17 protein-coding genes and 1 CRISPR repeat array are annotated in these 19638 nt (G+C 41.4%); of the genes, 15 read left to right on the forward strand and 2 right to left on the reverse strand.

From position 1 onward, the window contains the following. Nucleotides 1–134 precede the first annotated feature (134 nt). Genes cas9 through csn2 form a run of 4 tightly spaced genes read left to right on the forward strand, consistent with a single transcriptional unit; the run spans nucleotide 135 to nucleotide 6106 of the window. On the forward strand, nucleotides 135–4247 hold the full coding sequence (gene cas9 / locus RWX26_RS01100; RefSeq protein ID WP_314578360.1) for a type II CRISPR RNA-guided endonuclease Cas9: 4113 nt from the start codon (nucleotides 135–137) through the stop codon (nucleotides 4245–4247). Further along, a complete protein-coding gene (cas1, locus tag RWX26_RS01105; protein WP_314578422.1) occupies nucleotides 4244–5113 on the forward strand; it encodes a type II CRISPR-associated endonuclease Cas1 in 870 nt (289 codons plus the stop codon). Before cas9 ends, cas1 begins: the two co-directional genes overlap by 4 nt. Next, on the forward strand, nucleotides 5110–5454 hold the full coding sequence (gene cas2 / locus RWX26_RS01110) for a CRISPR-associated endonuclease Cas2 (protein ID WP_002933593.1): 345 nt from the start codon (nucleotides 5110–5112) through the stop codon (nucleotides 5452–5454). The genes cas1 and cas2 overlap by 4 nt, the downstream gene beginning before the upstream one ends. Next, the gene (gene csn2, locus RWX26_RS01115; protein ID WP_314578365.1) at nucleotides 5444–6106 is read left to right on the forward strand and encodes a type II-A CRISPR-associated protein Csn2; all 663 of its coding nucleotides are present in this window, start codon (nucleotides 5444–5446) and stop codon (nucleotides 6104–6106) included. Before cas2 ends, csn2 begins: the two co-directional genes overlap by 11 nt. Nucleotides 6107–6196: 90 nt before the next feature. After that, a CRISPR array of direct repeats spans nucleotides 6197–7087; the repeat unit is 36 nt; unit sequence GTTTTAGAGCTGTGTTGTTTCGAATGGTTCCAAAAC. A gap of 33 nt (nucleotides 7088–7120) precedes the next feature. On the opposite strand, the gene mnmE is transcribed toward csn2, so the two are convergent. Continuing rightward, the gene (gene mnmE / locus RWX26_RS01120) at nucleotides 7121–8494 is read right to left on the reverse strand and encodes a tRNA uridine-5-carboxymethylaminomethyl(34) synthesis GTPase MnmE (RefSeq protein ID WP_314578368.1); all 1374 of its coding nucleotides are present in this window, start codon (nucleotides 8492–8494) and stop codon (nucleotides 7121–7123) included. Nucleotides 8495–8671: 177 nt separating this feature from the next. Between mnmE and rpiA the strand changes: the two genes are divergently transcribed. The 6 genes from rpiA to RWX26_RS01150 all read left to right on the forward strand — a co-directional run bounded on the left by rpiA (nucleotide 8672) and on the right by RWX26_RS01150 (nucleotide 13828). Next, nucleotides 8672–9349 (forward strand): ribose-5-phosphate isomerase RpiA, encoded by a 678-nt coding sequence (rpiA, locus tag RWX26_RS01125; protein ID WP_314578371.1) that lies wholly within the window; start codon nucleotides 8672–8674, stop codon nucleotides 9347–9349. Between the two features lie 13 nt (nucleotides 9350–9362). Then, nucleotides 9363–10574, forward strand: coding sequence for a phosphopentomutase (locus RWX26_RS01130; protein WP_314578374.1), 1212 nt, complete (start codon nucleotides 9363–9365; stop codon nucleotides 10572–10574). Between the two features lie 29 nt (nucleotides 10575–10603). Beyond that, a complete protein-coding gene (locus RWX26_RS01135; protein ID WP_314578377.1) occupies nucleotides 10604–11416 on the forward strand; it encodes a purine-nucleoside phosphorylase in 813 nt (270 codons plus the stop codon). 197 nt (nucleotides 11417–11613) lie between these two features. Next, a complete protein-coding gene (deoD, locus tag RWX26_RS01140) occupies nucleotides 11614–12327 on the forward strand; it encodes a purine-nucleoside phosphorylase (protein WP_314578379.1) in 714 nt (237 codons plus the stop codon). After that, nucleotides 12324–13085: a hypothetical protein gene (locus RWX26_RS01145; RefSeq protein WP_314578381.1), complete on the forward strand. Its 762-nt coding sequence runs from the start codon at nucleotides 12324–12326 to the stop codon at nucleotides 13083–13085. The genes deoD and RWX26_RS01145 overlap by 4 nt, the downstream gene beginning before the upstream one ends. Before the next feature lie 11 nt (nucleotides 13086–13096). Continuing rightward, nucleotides 13097–13828: an NAD-dependent protein deacylase gene (locus tag RWX26_RS01150; RefSeq protein ID WP_314578383.1), complete on the forward strand. Its 732-nt coding sequence runs from the start codon at nucleotides 13097–13099 to the stop codon at nucleotides 13826–13828. Nucleotides 13829–13868: 40 nt separating this feature from the next. Here the strand turns inward: RWX26_RS01150 and RWX26_RS01155 are convergent, their stop codons facing one another. Continuing rightward, nucleotides 13869–14777, reverse strand: a complete 909-nt coding sequence (locus tag RWX26_RS01155; RefSeq protein WP_002897493.1) for a LysR family transcriptional regulator — start codon at nucleotides 14775–14777, stop codon at nucleotides 13869–13871. 308 nt (nucleotides 14778–15085) lie between these two features. Here RWX26_RS01155 and RWX26_RS01160 point away from each other — a divergent pair, with 308 nt between their 5' ends. The 5 genes from RWX26_RS01160 (at nucleotide 15086) to pyrE (ending at nucleotide 19562) form a co-directional block, all read left to right on the forward strand. Then, nucleotides 15086–15949: a hypothetical protein gene (locus RWX26_RS01160; protein WP_314578385.1), complete on the forward strand. Its 864-nt coding sequence runs from the start codon at nucleotides 15086–15088 to the stop codon at nucleotides 15947–15949. Nucleotides 15950–16050: 101 nt separating this feature from the next. Further along, nucleotides 16051–16962 carry a dihydroorotate dehydrogenase electron transfer subunit gene (locus RWX26_RS01165; RefSeq protein ID WP_314578387.1) on the forward strand — a complete coding sequence of 304 codons (912 nt, stop codon included), beginning with the start codon at nucleotides 16051–16053 and terminating at the stop codon, nucleotides 16960–16962. Nucleotides 16963–16973: 11 nt separating this feature from the next. Then, nucleotides 16974–17912, forward strand: a complete 939-nt coding sequence (locus RWX26_RS01170; protein WP_314578388.1) for a dihydroorotate dehydrogenase — start codon at nucleotides 16974–16976, stop codon at nucleotides 17910–17912. Between the two features lie 249 nt (nucleotides 17913–18161). After that, entirely contained in the window at nucleotides 18162–18854 is a 693-nt protein-coding gene (gene pyrF / locus RWX26_RS01175; RefSeq protein ID WP_002930580.1) for an orotidine-5'-phosphate decarboxylase, read from the forward strand. A 78-nt stretch (nucleotides 18855–18932) separates the two neighbouring features. Further along, the gene (pyrE, locus tag RWX26_RS01180) at nucleotides 18933–19562 is read left to right on the forward strand and encodes an orotate phosphoribosyltransferase (protein ID WP_314578390.1); all 630 of its coding nucleotides are present in this window, start codon (nucleotides 18933–18935) and stop codon (nucleotides 19560–19562) included. Nucleotides 19563–19638: the final 76 nt, after the last annotated feature.

Below are 19638 nucleotides of genomic sequence, written 5' to 3' on the forward strand. Positions count from 1 at the left end.
ACTGCCTTATTTTAACTTGCTGTGTTGTTTCGAATAGTTCCAACAAAGTAATTATATAATATTTTTGTTTAAATGTAAACGTTTTTGTGTTAAAATATTGACATAAAAAACAAATTTATAAAAGGGGAGTTTTTATGAAGAAATCATATTCAATAGGACTTGATATAGGAACAAATAGCGTTGGATGGGCTGTAGTAAATGATGATTATAAAGTTCCTGCCAAGAAAATGAGAGTTTTTGGAGATACAGATAGAAGTCATATTAAGAAAAATTTATTAGGCACGTTATTATTTGACGATGGAAATACTGCAGAGAGTAGACGTCTGAAACGAACAGCTCGTCGTCGCTATACTCGTCGACGTAACCGTATTCTTTATCTCCAAGAAATTTTTATAGAATCAATGAATGAAATAGATGAAAGCTTCTTCCATCGTTTAGATGACTCCTTTTTAGTTCCTGAGGATAAGAGGGGAAGTAAATACCCTATTTTCGCTACCTTGGAAGAAGAAAAAGAATATCATAAGAAATTCCCGACTATCTATCATTTGAGAAAACACCTGGCGGACTCAAAAGAAAAAACTGACTTGCGCTTAATCTATTTGGCATTAGCTCATATGATTAAATACCGCGGACATTTTTTATATGAAGAATCTTTCGATATTAAAAACAATGATATCCAAAAGATTTTTAATGAATTTATAAGCATTTACGACAACACCTTTGAAGGAAGTTCACTTAGTGGACAAAACGCACAAGTAGAAGCAATTTTTACTGATAAAATTAGTAAATCTGCAAAGAGAGAACGCGTTCTAAAACTCTTTTCTGATGAAAAATCCACTGGTCTCTTTTCAGAATTTCTCAAGTTAATTGTAGGAAATCAGGCTGATTTTAAAAAACATTTTGACTTAGACGAAAAAGCTCCACTACAATTCTCTAAAGATACCTATGATGAGGATTTGGAAAACTTACTCGGACAAATTGGAGATGGTTTTGCAGACCTTTTCCTAGTTGCTAAAAAACTTTATGACGCCATTCTTCTATCAGGAATCTTAACTGTCACAGATCCTTCAACCAAGGCTCCACTATCAGCATCTATGATTGAGCGCTATGAAAACCACCAAGAAGATTTAACAGCTTTAAAACAATTCATCAAAAACAATCTTCCAAAAAGATATAATGAAGTTTTTTCTGACCAATCTGAAGATGGGTATGCTGGTTATATAGATGGCAAGACTACTCAAGAAGCATTTTACAAATATATCAAAAATCTTCTCTCTAAATTCGAGGGGGCAGATTATTTCCTTGAAAAAATTGAACGTGAAGATTTTTTGAGAAAACAACGCACCTTTGATAATGGTTCTATTCCTCATCAAATTCATCTTCAAGAAATGAATGCCATTCTCCGTCGGCAAGGAGAACATTATCCATTTTTGAAGGAAAACAAAGAAAAGATTGAGAAAATCTTGACCTTCCGTATTCCTTACTACGTTGGCCCGTTGGCTCGTGACAATCATGATTTTTCTTGGCTTACTCGAAACTCGGACGAGCCAATCAGACCTTGGAATTTTGAAGAAGTTGTTGATAAGGCAAGATCTGCCGAAGACTTCATTCACAGAATGACCAACTATGACTTGTATTTACCAGAGGAAAAAGTTCTACCTAAGCACAGTCTGTTATACGAAACATTTGCTGTCTATAATGAATTAACAAAAGTAAAATTTATTGCAGAAGGACTGAGAGACTACCAGTTCCTTGATAGTGGACAGAAGAAACAAATTGTCAATCAATTATTCAAAGAGAAAAGAAAAGTAACTGAAAAAGATATCATTCATTATCTACACAATGTTGATGGCTACGATGGAATCGAACTAAAAGGAATTGAAAAACAATTTAACGCTAGTCTTTCTACTTACCATGATTTACTCAAAATTATCAAGGATAAAGAGTTTATGGATGATGCTAAAAATGAAGAGATTCTTGAAAATATAGTCCATACTCTCACAATATTTGAAGATCGTGAGATGATTAAGCAACGCCTTGCTCAATATGACACTCTCTTTGATGAGAAAGTAATCAAGGCACTGACTCGTCGACATTATACTGGTTGGGGAAAACTCTCTGCCAAGCTGATTAACGGCATCAGTGATAAACAAACTGGCAATACGATTCTTGACTACTTGATTGATGATGATAAAATCAATCGTAACTTTATGCAGTTAATCCATGATGACGGACTTTCTTTCAAAGAAATTATCCAAAAAGCACAAGTAGTTGGCAAGACAGATGATGTGAAGAAAGTTGTCCAAGAACTTCTAGGAAGCCCAGCCATTAAAAAGGGAATTTTGCAAAGTATCAAGATAGTTGATGAACTTGTTAAGGTTATGGGACATGATCCTGAATCTATTGTAATCGAAATGGCGCGAGAAAATCAAACAACCAGTAAAGGAAAAAAGAATTCCCAACAAAGATACAAACGCATTGAAGATTCACTGAAAAAATTGTCATTTGAACTCGATTCTGAAATTTTAAAGAAACATCCTACAGATAATAATCAACTTCAAAACGACCGCCTCTTCCTTTACTATCTCCAAAATGGGAAAGATATGTATACTGGGAAACCTCTTGATATCAACCAACTGAGCAGCTATGACATTGACCACATCATTCCACAGGCCTTTATAAAGGATGATTCGCTCGATAACCGTGTCCTGACTAGTTCAAAGGATAATCGTGGTAAATCCGATAATGTTCCAAGTTTAGAGGTTGTTCAAAAAAGAAAAGCTTTTTGGCAACAATTATTGGATTCCAAATTGATTTCAGAACGTAAATTTAATAACTTAACAAAGGCTGAACGAGGTGGACTAGATGAGCGTGATAAAGTTGGCTTTATCAGACGCCAACTAGTTGAAACACGGCAAATCACAAAACATGTTGCACAGATTTTGGATGCCCGTTTCAATACAGAAGTGAATGAGAAGAACCAGAAAATCCGTACTGTCAAAATTATCACTTTGAAATCCAATCTAGTTTCCAACTTCCGTAAAGAATTTCGGTTATACAAGGTGCGGGAAATTAATGATTACCACCATGCACATGATGCCTATTTAAATGCAGTAGTGGCTAAGGCTATCCTTAAGAAATATCCTAAACTAGAGCCTGAATTCGTCTATGGTGACTATCAAAAGTACGATCTTAATAGATACATCTCAAGATCCAAAGATCCTAGAGAAGTCGAAAAAGCAACTGCAAAGTATTTCTTCTACTCAAACTTGCTGAACTTCTTTAAAGAAGAGGTGCATTACGCAGACGGAACCATCGTAAAAAGAGAGAATATCGAATACTCCAAGGATACTGGAGAAATCGCTTGGAATAAGGAAAAAGATTTCGCTACAATCAAAAAAGTTCTTTCACTTCCACAGGTGAATATTGTGAAGAAGCGAGAAGTGCAAACAGGTGGCTTCTCTAAAGAGTCCATTCTTCCTAAAGGAAATTCTGACAAGCTAATCCCTAGAAAAACAAAGGATATTCTTTGGGACACTACTAAATATGGGGGTTTTGATAGTCCGGTTATCGCCTACTCAATCTTGCTCATTGCCGATATCGAAAAAGGAAAAGCGAAAAAACTGAAGACTGTCCAAACTCTAGTTGGTATCACGATTATGGAAAAAGCCGCTTTTGAGGAGAATCCAATAACTTTCCTTGAAAATAAAGGCTATCATAATGTCCGTAAAGAAAATATCCTCTGCCTGCCTAAATATAGTTTATTTGAACTGGAAAATGGGCGCAGACGCATGCTTGCCAGTGCGAAAGAACTTCAAAAAGGTAATGAAATAGTGCTTCCAGCATATTTAACAACCTTGCTCTACCATGCTAAAAACATTCATAGACTAGACGAGCCAGAACATTTGGAATATATTCAGAAACACCGAAATGAATTTCAGGATTTATTAAATCTTGTATCTGAGTTCTCTCAAAAATATGTCCACGCTGAAGCGAATCTGGAGAAAATCAAGAACTTATATGTAGACAATAAGCAGGCAGATATAGAAATCCTGGCAAATTCATTTATCAATTTGTTTACCTTTACTGCTTTGGGTGCTCCTGCTGCCTTTAAATTTTTTGGCAAAGATGTTGATCGAAAACGATACACAACTATATCTGAAATTCTCAACGCCACCCTCATCCACCAATCCATCACTGGTCTCTACGAGACTAGGATTGACTTAAGCAAACTGGGAGAAGACTGATGGGATGGAGAACCGTTGTTGTCAATACGCACTCTAAACTCTCCTACAAGAACAACCACTTGATTTTTAAAGATGCCTCTCGGACAGAGTTGATTCACCTGTCCGAGGTGGACATCCTGCTTTTGGAGACGACAGATATCGTTCTCTCCACTATGCTGATAAAACGCTTGGTGGATGAAAATATTCTAGTCATCTTTTGTGATGATAAACGCTTGCCAACGGCATACTTAATGCCTTATTACGGTCGACATGATTCCAGTTTGCAACTCTCTCGGCAAATTGCTTGGAATGAAGATGTAAAGGCGGAAATCTGGACAACTATCATTGCACAAAAAATTCTCAATCAAGCTTTTTATCTGGGAACTTGTGGTTTTGTGGAAAAGAGCCAGTCCGTCATCGATCTCTATCATGGGTTGGATTTGTTTGATCCTAGTAACCGTGAGGGACACGCAGCTCGCATTTATTTCAACACCTTGTTTGGAAATGATTTTAGTCGTGAGCAAGATAGTGATGTCAATGCTGCCTTGGACTACGGTTACACCTTGATTTTGAGTATGTTTGCGCGTGAGATTGTGTTGTCTGGCTGCATGACTCAGTTTGGCTTGAAACATGCCAATCAGTTTAATCAATTCAACCTAGCTAGCGATATTATGGAGCCTTTCCGTCCTATTATTGACAGAATCGTTTATGAAAATCGAAATAGTTCTTTTGTCAAAATCAAACGAGAACTTTTCACTATTTTCTCAGATACCTTCCACTACAATGGTAAGGATATGTACCTGTCCAATATCGTCAGTGACTATACTAAGAAAGTCATCCAAGCTCTCAATCAACCTGAGAAAGGAGTTCCTGAGTTTAGGATATGAGTTATCGATATATGCGTATGATTTTAATGTTTGATATGCCAGTTGATACCGTAGAGGAACGCAAGGCCTATCGGAAATTTCGGAAGTTCCTCATAGATGAGGGGTTTATCATGCACCAATTCTCCATCTATAGCAAGCTCTTGCTCAACAACTCTGCTAATAATGCCATGATTGAGCGACTCAAAATTCATAACCCTAAAAAAGGAAACATTACTCTCTTAACCGTTACAGAAAAGCAGTTTTCTCGCATGATTTACTTAAATGGCGAGCGAAATACCAGCGTAGCAAACTCCGACGCTCGCTTGGTCTTTCTGGGAGAGGAGCCTAGAGATGAAGATTAATTTCCCGCTATTGGATGAACCATTAGCTATTGAAAATGCAACTTTTTTAGTGTTGGAAGACCAGTTTACCTTTTCAACTATCGTCAAGCAGTTCTACCAATATACTGATGATGGGAAGTTGAAGTTGTTTGATAGAAATCTAAAAGCACTGAAAGAGTCTGAATTACTTGTGATAACGGATGTCTTAGGATACAATCTCAACTCACCTGCAATGCTTAAATTAATACATGCTGATTTAGAAAATCAACTCAATGACAAGCCCGAAGTTAAGTCCATGATTGAAAAGTTGGTTGCTACGATTACAGAATTGCTGGCATTTGAGTGTTTGGAAAACGAGTTAGACCTAGAGTATGATGAAATCACCATTCTAGAGTTAATCGATGCACTTGGTGTCAAAGTCGAAACTCTAAGTGATACACTTTTTGAAAAGATGCTAGAAATTGTCCAGGTTTTTAAATATCTTTCTAAAAAGAAACTCCTTGTTTTCATCAATGCATCTGCCTATCTATCAAAGGATGAGTTAGTAAATTTGATAGAGTATATCCAACTTAATCAACTGTCCGTCTTGTTTGTTGAGCCTCGGAAAATCTATGATTTTCCGCAGTATGTATTGGATCAAGACTATTTCTTGAACCCCGAAAATATGGTATAATTTGAGTAACAATTGGAACCTGACGAGCTGAAGTCTGGCTGGGACGAATGGCGCGATTACGAAATTTCGTGAGAAAAATTTTTCTACGAGGTTTTAGAGCTGTGTTGTTTCGAATGGTTCCAAAACAGACAAGGCTTAATATTGACGAGAATACTTGTTTTAGAGCTGTGTTGTTTCGAATGGTTCCAAAACGGGTTTTAGTTTGATATTACCCAGTTTATTGTTTTAGAGCTGTGTTGTTTCGAATGGTTCCAAAACAGGAATTGGAGTTGATGCAGACGGTGCCTTGTTTTAGAGCTGTGTTGTTTCGAATGGTTCCAAAACTTGATATCCGTATTTATATAACTCCTCATTGTTTTAGAGCTGTGTTGTTTCGAATGGTTCCAAAACATAGTCTTCAATCGAACTGTCATTGAGCAGGTTTTAGAGCTGTGTTGTTTCGAATGGTTCCAAAACCCATGAAGCGTGACCTTATCGAGTTAGGTAGTTTTAGAGCTGTGTTGTTTCGAATGGTTCCAAAACGGATGACATAATGAGAGATATTGCTATATTGTTTTAGAGCTGTGTTGTTTCGAATGGTTCCAAAACTTTTGCTCTTATTGCTATTCAGAAATTTTCGTTTTAGAGCTGTGTTGTTTCGAATGGTTCCAAAACATATTTGGTATTATAGTTATATCAAGTTAAGTTTTAGAGCTGTGTTGTTTCGAATGGTTCCAAAACTCTTGTTTCGATTAGCGTCTCCATAGAGCAGTTTTAGAGCTGTGTTGTTTCGAATGGTTCCAAAACAGGCCGGACGGTTGGTAATGGGCAATGTTAGTTTTAGAGCTGTGTTGTTTCGAATGGTTCCAAAACGACCGCTAAAAATCCCTGTACTGTAACACGATTTTAGAGCTGTGTTGTTTCGAATGGTTCCAAAACTACCATTGCATTCGTTGCCGGCTGGTAGTTTTAGAGCTGTGTTGTTTCGTTTTTATTTATCATAAAAAGAACTGAGTAAATCAGTCCTTTTGTTCTCTATTTCCCCAAGCAAAATTGGCTGAAGAGTTGGGTGATAAGCTCGTCTGGTGCGGCGTCACCAGTGATTTCGCCGAGGATTTCCCAGGTGCGGGTCATATCGACTTGGAGTAGATCTACCGGCATACCCATTTCCAAGCCTTGGTTGACGGCTTGTAGGCTTTCCAGGGCTTTTTCAATCAAGGAAATGTGGCGGGCGTTGGACAGGTAGGTGGCGTCTTGCTCGACGATACCAGCATTTTCAAAGAAGAGCTGATTGATGCGTTTTTCAATTTTATCGATATTTTGATTGTGAAGGACAGAAATCTTGATAGCATCTGCTGGCAGCTGATCCAGCTCAATCTTCTCTTCAAGGTCAGTCTTGTTAAGTAGGACGATGCGGTTGCTGTCTTGGCTGATTTCAAGCAATTGTCTGTCTTGGTCTGTCAGAGGCTCGCTGGCATTGAGAACCAAGAGAACCAAGTCAGCTTCCTGCAGGGCTTTTTTAGAGCGCTCAACTCCAATTTGCTCAACAAGGTCGTCAGTTTCCCGAATGCCTGCGGTATCGATGAGCTTGAGCGGCACACCCTTGATATTGACATACTCCTCGATCACATCACGAGTCGTACCTTCGATATCAGTCACAATGGCCTTGTCCTCGCGCAGGAGATTGTTGAGCAGGCTGGACTTGCCAACATTAGGCCGTCCGATGATAGCAGTGGAAATACCTTCGCGTAAAATCTTGCCTCGTCGGGCAGTATTGAGGAGGTTGCTTAGCAGTGCCTCGAACTCAGACGTTTTTTCTCGCAAAAGCTGGGTCGTCATCTCTTCCACGTCGTCGTACTCAGGATAGTCAATATTGACCTCGACCTGAGCCAGTGTGTTGAGAATTTCCTGACGGGTATTGTTGATAAGGTTGGATAGAGAGCCATCCAGCTGCTTGACTGCATTGTTCATGGCTTTATCGGTCTTGGCGCGGATGATATCCATGACAGCCTCAGCCTGAGTCAAATCTACGCGCCCATTGAGAAAGGCCCGCTTGGTAAATTCACCAGGCTCAGCCATTCTAGCACCCTCGCGGATGGCAAGCTGCAAAATTTCATTAGTAACCGCAATCCCACCGTGAGTGTTAATCTCGATGATATCCTCGCGCGTGAAGGTCTTGGGAGAGCGCATGGCACCAATCATGACCTCGTCTAGAATTTCCTGATTTTGTGGATCGACGATATGGCCGTAGTTAAGCGTGTGGCTTTCCACTTTGCTTAGATTTTTGCCTTTGAAGATTTTTTTGGCAATAGCAAAACTGTCTGTCCCGCTTAGTCTGACAATGCCGATAGCCCCTTCGCCAAGAGGCGTAGAAATCGCAGCGATTGTATCAAATTCTCTGGTAATCATAATGTATTTTTCCTTGTGTTTTAAAATCAATTACCCTAATTGTAACGCAAAAATCAAGGAGGAGCAAGGCTTTCGATTATCAAGCGGAAGTAATGAAATGTAAGTCTGACAAAGAAAACACTTTCATGTTAGTGAGAATCATGATATAATAAAAGTAGTGTGATTCGAGGAGGTGCTATGGAAAATCTAAAGAAACTGGCGGGAATCAAGGCTGCTGAATTTGTCCAAAGCGGGATGATTGTTGGTCTCGGGACGGGTTCAACTGCTTATTATTTTGTCGAAGAGATTGGCCGGCGTGTCAAGGAGGAAGGACTGCAGATTACAGCTGTGACGACTTCCAGTGTCACTAGTAAACAGGCTGAAGGGCTGGGCATTCCACTCAAGTCTATCGACGATGTGGATCAGGTGGATGTCACTGTTGATGGTGCCGATGAGGTTGATTCAGCGTTTAACGGTATCAAGGGCGGTGGCGGCGCACTTCTCATGGAGAAAGTCGTGGCGGTTCCTACTAAGCACTATATCTGGGTGGTCGATGAGAGCAAGATGGTAGAGAAGCTAGGTGCCTTCATGCTACCAGTAGAAGTTGTTCAGTACGGCGCTGAGCAGCTCTTTCGTCGCTTTGAGCGTGCGGGCTATAAGCCTGCCTTTCGTCAGAAGGATGGTCAGCGATTTGTTACGGACATGCAGAATTTCATTATTGACTTAGATTTAGGTGTGATTGAAAATCCAGTTGAGTTTGCGCAAGAACTAGATCATGTAGTGGGCGTAGTGGAGCATGGACTGTTTAATCAAATGGTAGACAAGGTCATTGTTGCTGGAAAATCGGGCCTTCAAGTTTTAGAGGCCAATAAATAGAAAGAGGTGTTTTATGCCAAAATTTAATCGTATTCACTTGGTAGTCATGGACTCAGTTGGTATCGGTGCTGCACCAGATGCCAATAACTTCGTCAATGCAGGGGTACCAGATGGTGCTTCAGATACTCTGGGACATATTTCCAAAACGGTAGGACTGAATGTGCCAAACATGGCTAAGATCGGCCTGGGAAATATCGAGCGTCCTGCTCCTTTGAAGACCGTTCCTCAAGAAGAAAATCCTAGCGGTTACTATACCAAGCTGGAAGAAGTATCTCTTGGAAAAGACACGATGACAGGACACTGGGAAATCATGGGTCTCAATATTACTGAGCCTTTTGATACTTTCTGGAATGGCTTCCCAGAAGAAATCCTGACTCAGATTGAAGAGTTTTCTGGTCGCAAGGTCATTCGTGAGGCTAACAAACCATACTCTGGTACAGCAGTTATTGATGACTTTGGTTCTCGTCAGATGGAAACAGGCGAGCTGATTATCTACACCTCTGCTGACCCCGTATTGCAAATTGCAGCACATGAAGAAGTGATTCCTTTGGAAGAGCTCTATCGTATCTGTGAATTCGCCCGCTCTATTACCTTGGAACGTCCTGCACTTCTGGGACGTATCATCGCTCGTCCTTATGTAGGTGAGCCTGGCAACTTCACTCGTACAGCCAACCGTCACGACTATGCAGTGTCTCCGTTCAATCCAACTGTTCTTGATAAGCTCAATGAAGCTGGAATTGCTACCTATTCTGTTGGTAAGATTAATGACATCTTCAACGGCGCTGGAATTAACCATGACATGGGACATAATAAGTCTAACAATCATGGTGTAGATACTTTGGTCAAAGCCTTCAAAGACGAAAACTTCAAAGAAGGCTTCTCATTCACTAACCTAGTAGACTTTGATGCTCTTTATGGTCACCGCCGTGATCCACATGGCTACCGTGACTGCTTGGAAGAGTTTGATGCTCGTATCCCAGAAATCATTGAAAACATGCGTGAAGATGATCTGCTCATGATTACTGCTGACCATGGTAATGACCCAACCTATGCCGGAACCGACCACACTCGTGAGTACATTCCGCTTTTGGTCTTCGGAAAATCGCTGAGCGGTCATGGTCATATTCCTGTTGGACACTTTGCGGATATCTCAGCTACCGTTGCTGAAAACTTCGGAGTGGACAAGGCGATGATTGGTGAAAGCTTCTTGGACAAATTGGTATAAGCATTATAAGAGAGTGAGGAAAATATTTTATGACAAGCTTATCAGAAAAAATCAAAGAAACAGCAGCCTTCTTAAAAGAAAAGGGTATGACAGAACCTGAATTTGGTCTGATTTTGGGATCTGGTTTGGGAGAATTGGCTGAAGAAATCGAAAATGCCGTTAGTCTTGACTATGCGGATATTCCAAACTGGGGCCGCTCAACTGTTGTTGGTCACGCTGGTAAATTAGTTTATGGAGACTTGGCAGGACGGAAAGTCTTGGCACTGCAAGGCCGTTTCCATTTCTATGAAGGAAATCCATTAGAAATCGTTACTTTCCCAGTGCGTGTGATGAAGGCTCTTGGTGCGACTGGTGTTATTGTTACCAATGCTGCCGGTGGTATCGGCTATGGTCCAGGTACGCTTATGGCTATCACTGACCACATCAATATGACTGGTCAAAATCCTTTAATCGGTGAAAACTTGGATGAATTTGGTCCACGTTTCCCTGATATGTCTAAATCTTACACTCCAGAATACCGTGCCGTCGCTCACAAAGTTGCTGATAAGCTTGGTATCAAGCTGGATGAGGGGGTCTATATCGGTGTAACTGGACCGACTTATGAAACACCAGCAGAAATCCGCGCTTATAAGACACTTGGAGCGGATGCAGTTGGCATGTCTACTGTTCCTGAAGTGATTGTAGCGGCACATTCTGGTTTGAAAGTCCTTGGAATATCATGCATTACAAACTTTGCTGCTGGGTTCCAAGAAGAGCTTAATCATGAGGAAGTGGTTGAAGTAACAGAACGTGTCAAAGGTGATTTTAAACGACTGCTTAAAGAAACACTTGCTGAATTGTAAAAAAATGTTGAAAGGCGGAGTGTCTGGGTTTGTAATTGAATCCGAACTAGCCTTTCTATGGAATATTAAAATTAAGAAAGAAAGGAATTGAACCCTCCCTAAAAGCGGTGGGAAAAAGATAGTTGGTCTTGTGAGCATCGCTCACTGCGACCATCTCCTATTTTCCCTTTGCTTTTGACGGGTTTGGTATCTTAACTATGTCTATTCATATTTCTGCTAAGCCAGGTGAAATTGCGGATAAAATCCTTCTTCCGGGGGATCCACTTCGGGCTAAATTTATCGCTGAGAACTTTTTAGAAGACGCTGTTTGCTTCAATGAAGTCCGCAATATGTTCGGCTACACTGGTACTTATAAAGGTGAGCGTGTTTCTGTTATGGGGACTGGAATGGGAATGCCCTCAATCTCTATCTATGCGCGTGAGCTGATTGTTGACTACGGTGTGAAAAAGCTGATCCGTGTAGGAACTGCGGGTTCGTTAAATGAGGATGTCCATGTCCGTGAATTAGTACTGGCGCAGGCAGCTGCAACTAACTCCAATATTATCCGCAATGACTGGCCACAGTATGATTTCCCACAAATCGCTAGCTTTGATTTACTAGATAAGGCCTATCATATCGCCAAAGATCTCGGTATGACGACGCACGTTGGGAACGTCTTGTCGTCTGATGTCTTTTACTCAAACTACTTTGAAAAGAATATTGAGCTCGGTAAATGGGGAGTTAAAGCTGTTGAAATGGAAGCTGCGGCACTTTACTATCTGGCTGCTCAGCACCATGTGGATGCTCTTGCTATCATGACCATTTCTGATAGCTTGGTCAATCCTGAAGAGGATACGACAGCAGAAGAACGTCAAAATACCTTTACCGATATGATGAAGGTTGGTTTGGAAACCTTGATTGCAGAAGCATGAAAGTAGATGTCAAAGAAGCCATTCTCTTTGCTATTTGCCGCTATGACTATGCTTATGCTCATAAACTGGCTGAGCGAGCAGGAAGCAGTGTCCAGTCTGACTTGGTCCTTCTTCTTGAGGCTTTGGCGGAGCGAAGAGAGCTCAACATCCAATCTATGATGAATCTAAAGTTGGAAATCACTGGGTATAACCTAGCTGATTTTCAGCTTTTTTGCCATGAAGATGAAGAGGATGAGCAGCTGGTCAATTACCTTTATGACCTGGAAGCTAAGCTGAGAAATGAGCAGCTGATTGACTTTATCAGAGCAGTCAGTCCAGCTATTTATCGGATTTTTATGCGGCTGATTCGCATGCAAATACCGGATATTGATTGCTATATTCATAATTCACGAGGGGCTAGTTACGATCGTTGGAAGTTTGAAAAGATGCGAAATTCTGATAATCCTGACCTGCAAAATTTTCATGCGGAAAGCACGGTCAATTCTTCTAGTTTGACGGAGATGATTTTGCAGTTGCATTTGCCCGAATCTGTCAAAGAGTCGGCACGGCAGCTAAGAGAGTTAGAAAAGTCAGTCCGCAATCCACTGGCTCATCTTATCAAGCCTTTTGACGAGGAAGAATTGCACAGGACGACAGGTTTCTCATCTCAGCACTTTATGGAGCTTCTGATTGATTTGGCGCAGGAGACAGGCATAGTTTATCAGAGGGAACCTTTTTACTTCGACCGAGCGAATGCGGTCATAGAAAGTCTCTTATAAGGAGTAGCAGGATGGATAAGATTGCAAGACTGCAAGAATTGATAAACCAAAGTCAAAATATCGCCTTTTTCGGAGGTGCGGGTGTTTCGACGGAGTCCAATATTCCAGACTTTCGCAGTTCAGATGGAATATACAGCGTCAAGCTGGGACGGCATTTTACAGCGGAGCAGCTGGTTTCTCACACTATGTTTGAGCGCTATCCGCAGGAGTTTTTTGACTTTTACAAGAAGTACCTGCTCTATCCGGATGCTAAGCCCAATGCAGCACATCTCTACTTGGCTGATTTGGAGAAGGTAGGCAAGCTCAAGGCTGTGGTGACTCAAAATATCGATAGCTTGCATGAAATGGCTGGTTCAAAAAAGGTTCTCAAATTACATGGTAGTGCGGATAGAAATTACTGTCTGAATTGTCAGCGATTCTATGATTTGGAGGCCTTTCTGGCTCTGGACGGTACCATTCCTCACTGTCTTGACTGTGGCGGTATTGTCAAGCCGGATGTGACTCTCTATGAAGAACCGCTAGATATGGAAGTTTTCCAGCAGGCAGCTCAAGCTATCCAGCAAGCTGACCTACTGATAATCGGCGGCACGTCCTTAGTCGTCTATCCCGCAGCCAGCCTCATCCAGTACTTTGTAGGTAAGCATCTGGCCGTCATCAACAAGACCAGCATCCCTCAAGACAGCCAGGCTGACTTAGTGGTTGAGGGCAAGATAGGGGAAGTATTAGGCAAATTAAAACAATAGAAAAACACCTGAAAAAGCTTTTTCGGGTGTTTTTTGCAGTTTATTTATCAAACTTCACTTCCTCAATCAGATACTCAATGAAGCGTTCTCCCATTTTGGATAGGCTAGCTTTTTCATGCTGGATGTAGACCAGCTCAATCGGATCATCAATGTCCAGTGGGATTGACACGATATTATCTCCGTTGAGGTTGCTGTTGAGGATACCGGTTGCAATCGTGTAGCCATCCAGACCGATCAAAAGGTTAAAGAGGGTCGCACGGTCGCTGACCACGATAGATTTTTTATGGTGTTCCTGAGAGAGAATTTCCTCAGAAAAGTAGAAGGAGTTGTGAGTCCCTTGGTCATAGCTGAGGTAGGGGAAGTTTTCTAAGTCAGATAATTGAACCAGCTTTTTCTTGGCGAGCGGATTTGACTTGCTGACAAAGATATGGGGTTGCGCAGTGAATAGATGAGTGGCAATCAGATGATTGTCATCCAGCATCTTGGATAGGACATCGCGGTTGTAGCTATTGAGAAAGAGGACGCCGATTTCGCTGCGGAAGTTTTTTACGTCGTCAATAATTTCCCAAGTCCGAGTTTCCCGCAAAAAGAGCTCGTATTTCTCCATATCGCTTTTTTTAAGCAGGGAGACAAAGGCATTGACCACAAAGGCATAGTGTTGGGCAGAAACGCTGAAAAGCTCGCGGTGGGCGACAGGGTTTTTGTATCGTTCTTCTAGAAGCTGCGTCTGCTCAACCACCTGCCGGGCATAGGAAAGAAACTCCATGCCGTCCTTGGTCAAGGTAATTCCTTTGGGATTGCGAATGAAAATCTCGATTCCCATTTCATTTTCCAAATCCCGCACAGCATTGGACAAACTAGGCTGTGTAATGAAAAGCTGCTTGGCAGCTTCGTTCATACTGCCAGTCTCGACGATTTTGATAATATAGTGTAACTGTTGAATTCTCATAGGACTATTTTATCACAAACTGAGTTGATTTTTCTAGTGATTGCTAGTTCTGAGGACAAACTTAACATATGTAAGAACTTCTATATGTTACTATGGGTATAGAATGGTAGAAGTAGATTTTCTCAATCTACTTGAATAACGATTTTTATAGGATTGGTTGCGTCTGGATTTTGATTTTTTGAAATAGCCGTGATAAAATAAAAGTTGGTTTCAGTCTATCAAATAGTTTTAATGAAATCTGTTTTTAATACTATCTATGTAGTCTAAACTAAATTTATAAGTTAGTAAGGTAATTAAATCAAGAAGTTATGAAAAAAGATGATGAATCATTCGAAGAAATATTTTCTGATATTTCCAAAGAGGAGAAAAAGAACAAGAATAAAAGGACTGCATTTATTGTCATAGGTTCTTTAGTTTACGGAGCACTTATTTTGACGGCTGTTGTTTTTTCATTTCTTCATTCGCAGAAACATTTAACTTCTCGAAAAACTAGTTCAACACAGGAAATAGTATCTTCTACAAGTTCTGATTCTGAACAAAATGAGGCAGAAATTTTTGCTAGAAAGTTGATAAGTGACGAAAAAGAATATCAATTTTCTTGGGAAGTTCAGGATTTTGATGGTTTAAGATTTGACAAAAATCTTGGAGGGACCAGTCTGGATGCGATAATCAGCAGATATGGAAGGCCTGATTCGGGTGAAGGATGGATAGCCTTGAATTATGGGAAAGAAACTCCTCAAATTCGGTTGCGATGGCATAGTATCGAGCGTTATAAGTATGCTTATGTAAGCTTAGTTTTTGAAAAATTTAAAGATGAATACAAACTTATCTCTAAAGAATACTACAATTTAAATAGTTCTAAATTACCCATTGATACCGAAGCGAGCAGAGATTTCACTTGGACTCAAGCAGCGTTCGATAGTTTGCTTTTGGAAAATAAGGAAGGAAATTCTCAAACGGGTTCTACCTATGAAGAAATTATCAGTCTGTATGGACCACCGCAAAATCAAAATCTGTCAGCTGAAGATTATATTTCTAATTTAAAAGTTTCTTATGTGTCACCTAAGCCAGATGAAAGCAATATGAAGCTTAGGCAAGTTGATTTAGAGTTTATTAAGATAGATTCGGGCAACTGGTATCTTGTGAAAAAAGATTCTGTAAATTTGAATTAGTTCTAGATTTTATTTTCTGATGCATTATTTTTTTGTAGTTACCTTGACATTCCTCATCTCTAACGATATAATGTTTACAATTTAACCTTTAATCAAGTCCAGTGAGGCTGCAAGGTGGGGAAAACGGTATAAGAGGCAATTGGCTGCCTTGTTTTTTGCGAAACCTTGCTGCGGCGAGGTTTTTTCTTGTAGAAAGTGAGGTTATCATGGTTAGTGATAGTTGTAAAAAGAGATTTGGCAAGATTATGCTGGAGCAGATGGAGCTGCTTGAGCAAGTAGAAATTGCGCCTAATATTTTTTCCATGATTCTAAAGGGACAAATGGTTGCACAGATGCAGGCTGGGCAGTTTTTACATATTCGGGTACCAGATGACAGCAAGCTTTTGCGCCGGCCTATCTCAATCGCGGAGATTGACCGAGACAATCTGACTTGTCGCATTATTTATCGGATAGAAGGCGGCGGAACAGCTATTTTTTCTCAACTTCCTGCTGGTTCTTATCTTGATGTTATGGGGCCTCAGGGAAATGGTTTTGATTTGACCCCTGTAAGGTCAGGTGACCAAGTTTTGATTATCGGTGGTGGGATTGGTGTTCCACCTCTGCTTGAGGTTGCTAAAGAATTGCATGCCAAGGGTGCTCAGGTGACGGCTGTATTGGGATTTGCTGATAAAGCTGCTGTCATTTTGGAATCAGAAATGAAAAAATACTCCGAAGTCATTGTCACGACGGATAACGGTTCTTACGGTCGCAAGGGCTATGTATCAGCAGTTGTAGATAAATTGCCCCAAGACTATGCTGCTGTCTATTCCTGTGGAGCGCCAGCCATGCTCCAGTATGTCGATCGTAAGTTTCAGGACCATCCGCATGCTTATCTTTCTATGGAATCCCGTATGGCTTGTGGCATGGGCGCCTGCTATGCCTGTGTCGTTCATGTGGCAGGTCAGGATGAGTCAGTCAATAAGCGCGTTTGTGAAGACGGTCCGGTCTTTGAGACGGGCACGATTATTGTCTAGGAGGGGAAAGAATGAGTGATCAACGTTTAAGAGTTTCCTTGTCAGGCTTGGACCTGAAAAATCCAATTATTCCAGCATCCGGCTGCTTTGGGTTCGGACAGGAATATGCCAAATACTATGATCTAGACTTGCTGGGCTCCATCATGATAAAGGCTACGACTTTGGACCCCCGCTTTGGCAATCCCACTCCGCGTGTGGCAGAAACGCCCGCTGGTATGCTCAATGCCATTGGCCTGCAAAATCCAGGTGTTGAGGTTGTTCTAGCTGAAAAACTGCCCTGGTTGGAAAAAAATTATCCCAATCTTCCAATCATAGCTAATGTAGCAGGCTTTTCCAATCAAGAGTATGCCACAGTGGCTGAGAAAATTTCTCAAGCCTCTAATGTAAAGGCTATTGAGCTCAATATCTCCTGCCCTAATGTTGACCATGGAAATGCTGGCCTTTTGATTGGCCAAGTTCCAGAGTTGGCTTACGAAGCAACCAAGGCAGCAGTAGAGACTTCTGTTGTACCAGTCTATGTCAAATTGACTCCGAGCGTAGCAGACATTACTCAGGTAGCCAAGGCTGTTGAAGACGCTGGTGCTGCTGGTTTTACCATGATTAACACCTTGGTAGGTATGCGATTTGACTTGAGGTCGCGCAAGCCTATTATCGCCAATGGCACTGGTGGCATGTCTGGCCCTGCTGTCTTTCCTGTAGCGCTCAAGCTGATCCGTCAAGTGGCGCAGGCAAGCAAACTTCCCATTATTGGTATGGGAGGAGTTGATTCTGCGGAGGCTGCTCTGGAGATGTTTATAGCAGGCGCTTCAGCCATTGGAGTGGGAACTGCTAATTTCACGGATCCCTATGCCTGCCCGACCATCATTGAAGATTTGCCTAAGGTTATGGATAAATACGGCATCGAAAGTCTTGAAAGCTTACGAAAAGAAGTTCGAGAGAATTTGCTTTAAAGTTACATTTTTACTTGACAATCCTGCTGTGAAATTATAGAATGAACTAAATATAACCTTTAAAGAAGTCCAGAGAGGCTACTAAGGTACATACGTTTGAATGGCAGATACTGCCACATTTTCGTGTAACCTTGCTCTCAGGCAAGGTTTTTTCTATATTTCCGTGTCTAGCGTGAAGATAGAGTTGACAACAGGAGTACCTGCCGGAGTTCTTTAAAGCTAATAATCAAAAAAGGAGATTTTCCCCTCATGCGTGAAGAACGGCCTATTATCGCCCTCGACTTTCCATCTTTTGACGATGTCAAAGACTTCTTGGAGCATTTTCCGGAAGATGAAAAACTCTATGTCAAAATCGGCATGGAATTCTTCTATGCCATCGGTCCAGAAATCGTTCATTATCTGAAAGGTCTTGGACACAGCATTTTCTTGGATCTGAAACTGCACGATATACCCAATACAGTACGCTCAGCCATGTCTGTCTTAGGAACTTTTGGTATCGACATGGTGACGGTCCATGCAGCAGGCGGTGTAGAGATGATGAGCGAAGCCAAGAAGGTCTTGGGGGATAAGGCTAAGTTGGTTGCGGTGACTCAGCTGACCTCGACCAGCGAGGAAGATATGCGTGATTGCCAAAATATCCAGACTACGGTTCAGGAGTCTGTTGTCAACTACGCTCGGAAGGCCAAAGAAGCCGGTCTGGATGGCGTAGTTTGCTCAGCTCAAGAAGTTGAACTGATTAAGGCGGCAACTGCAAATGACTTTCTCTGTGTGACGCCGGGTATTCGGCCAGCTGGATCAGAAATCGGCGACCAAAAACGGGTCATGACTCCGCAGGAAGCCCATCAAATAGGCAGTGATTATATTGTAGTTGGCCGTCCGATTATCCAAGCTGAAAATCCTTGGGATGCCTACCACGAGATTAAGAAGCAGTGGAATAGTTAGGCAAAACAAGGAATTCGAATTAAATCAATATACAAAATTGATAGCATCATAAACATTCAAATTTATAAGGAGCAAAAAATGACTTTAGCAAAAGAGATTGCGCGTGATTTATTGAAAATCAAAGCAGTGTATTTGAAGCCAGAAGAGCCTTTTACATGGGCGTCGGGCATCAAGTCACCTATATATACAGATAACCGTGTGACCTTGGCTTATCCAGAAACTCGGACCTTGATTGAAGATGGTTTCGTCGAAAAGATTCGGGCGGAATTTCCAGATGTAGAAGTCATTGCTGGAACTGCGACAGCAGGTATTCCTCACGGAGCTATTATTGCAGATAAGATGAACCTGCCATTTGCCTATATCCGCAGCAAACCAAAAGATCACGGAGCGGGCAATCAAATCGAAGGCCGCGTAGCGCCTGGGCAGAAGATGGTTGTCATTGAGGACTTAATCTCGACTGGCGGTTCGGTCTTGGATGCTATAGCTGCCGCTAAACGTGAAGGTGCGGATGTGATTGGCGCAGCAGCCATCTTTACCTATGAGCTGCCAAAGGCAGAAAAGAACTTCAAAGAAGCAGGTGTGAAATTAGTGACCCTTTCTAACTACACTGAGCTAATCACTCTGGCCGAAGCAGAGGGGTATGTCAGTCCTGAGGGTTTGGCCTTGCTTGAGAAATTTAAGCATGACCAAGAAAATTGGCAGGCCTAGACCGAATAGAAGTAAAATGATCTGACTTTATTCAGGTCATTTTTCAGTAAAACGTCCTTGTCTTGCCTTTAAAAAT

The sequence above is a fragment of the uncultured Streptococcus sp. genome (genome assembly GCF_963536705.1).
Lineage (GTDB): Bacteria > Bacillota > Bacilli > Lactobacillales > Streptococcaceae > Streptococcus.

What these genes read in the sequence shown, in the direction of transcription:
- RWX26_RS01145 (WP_314578381.1), top strand. Translation starts at nt 12,324, where the DNA reads ATGAAAGTAGATGTCAAAGAAGCCATTCTCTTTGCTATTTGCCGCTAT.
- cas2 (WP_002933593.1), top strand. Translation starts at nt 5,110, where the DNA reads ATGAGTTATCGATATATGCGTATGATTTTAATGTTTGATATGCCAGTT.
- RWX26_RS01135 (WP_314578377.1), top strand. Translation starts at nt 10,604, where the DNA reads ATGACAAGCTTATCAGAAAAAATCAAAGAAACAGCAGCCTTCTTAAAA.
- RWX26_RS01170 (WP_314578388.1), top strand. Translation starts at nt 16,974, where the DNA reads ATGAGTGATCAACGTTTAAGAGTTTCCTTGTCAGGCTTGGACCTGAAA.
- RWX26_RS01150 (WP_314578383.1), top strand. Translation starts at nt 13,097, where the DNA reads ATGGATAAGATTGCAAGACTGCAAGAATTGATAAACCAAAGTCAAAAT.
- csn2 (WP_314578365.1), top strand. Translation starts at nt 5,444, where the DNA reads ATGAAGATTAATTTCCCGCTATTGGATGAACCATTAGCTATTGAAAAT.
- RWX26_RS01160 (WP_314578385.1), top strand. Translation starts at nt 15,086, where the DNA reads ATGAAAAAAGATGATGAATCATTCGAAGAAATATTTTCTGATATTTCC.
- mnmE (WP_314578368.1), bottom strand. Translation starts at nt 8,494, where the DNA reads ATGATTACCAGAGAATTTGATACAATCGCTGCGATTTCTACGCCTCTT.
- RWX26_RS01130 (WP_314578374.1), top strand. Translation starts at nt 9,363, where the DNA reads ATGCCAAAATTTAATCGTATTCACTTGGTAGTCATGGACTCAGTTGGT.
- cas9 (WP_314578360.1), top strand. Translation starts at nt 135, where the DNA reads ATGAAGAAATCATATTCAATAGGACTTGATATAGGAACAAATAGCGTT.
- rpiA (WP_314578371.1), top strand. Translation starts at nt 8,672, where the DNA reads ATGGAAAATCTAAAGAAACTGGCGGGAATCAAGGCTGCTGAATTTGTC.
- pyrF (WP_002930580.1), top strand. Translation starts at nt 18,162, where the DNA reads ATGCGTGAAGAACGGCCTATTATCGCCCTCGACTTTCCATCTTTTGAC.
- pyrE (WP_314578390.1), top strand. Translation starts at nt 18,933, where the DNA reads ATGACTTTAGCAAAAGAGATTGCGCGTGATTTATTGAAAATCAAAGCA.
- deoD (WP_314578379.1), top strand. Translation starts at nt 11,614, where the DNA reads ATGTCTATTCATATTTCTGCTAAGCCAGGTGAAATTGCGGATAAAATC.
- RWX26_RS01155 (WP_002897493.1), bottom strand. Translation starts at nt 14,777, where the DNA reads ATGAGAATTCAACAGTTACACTATATTATCAAAATCGTCGAGACTGGC.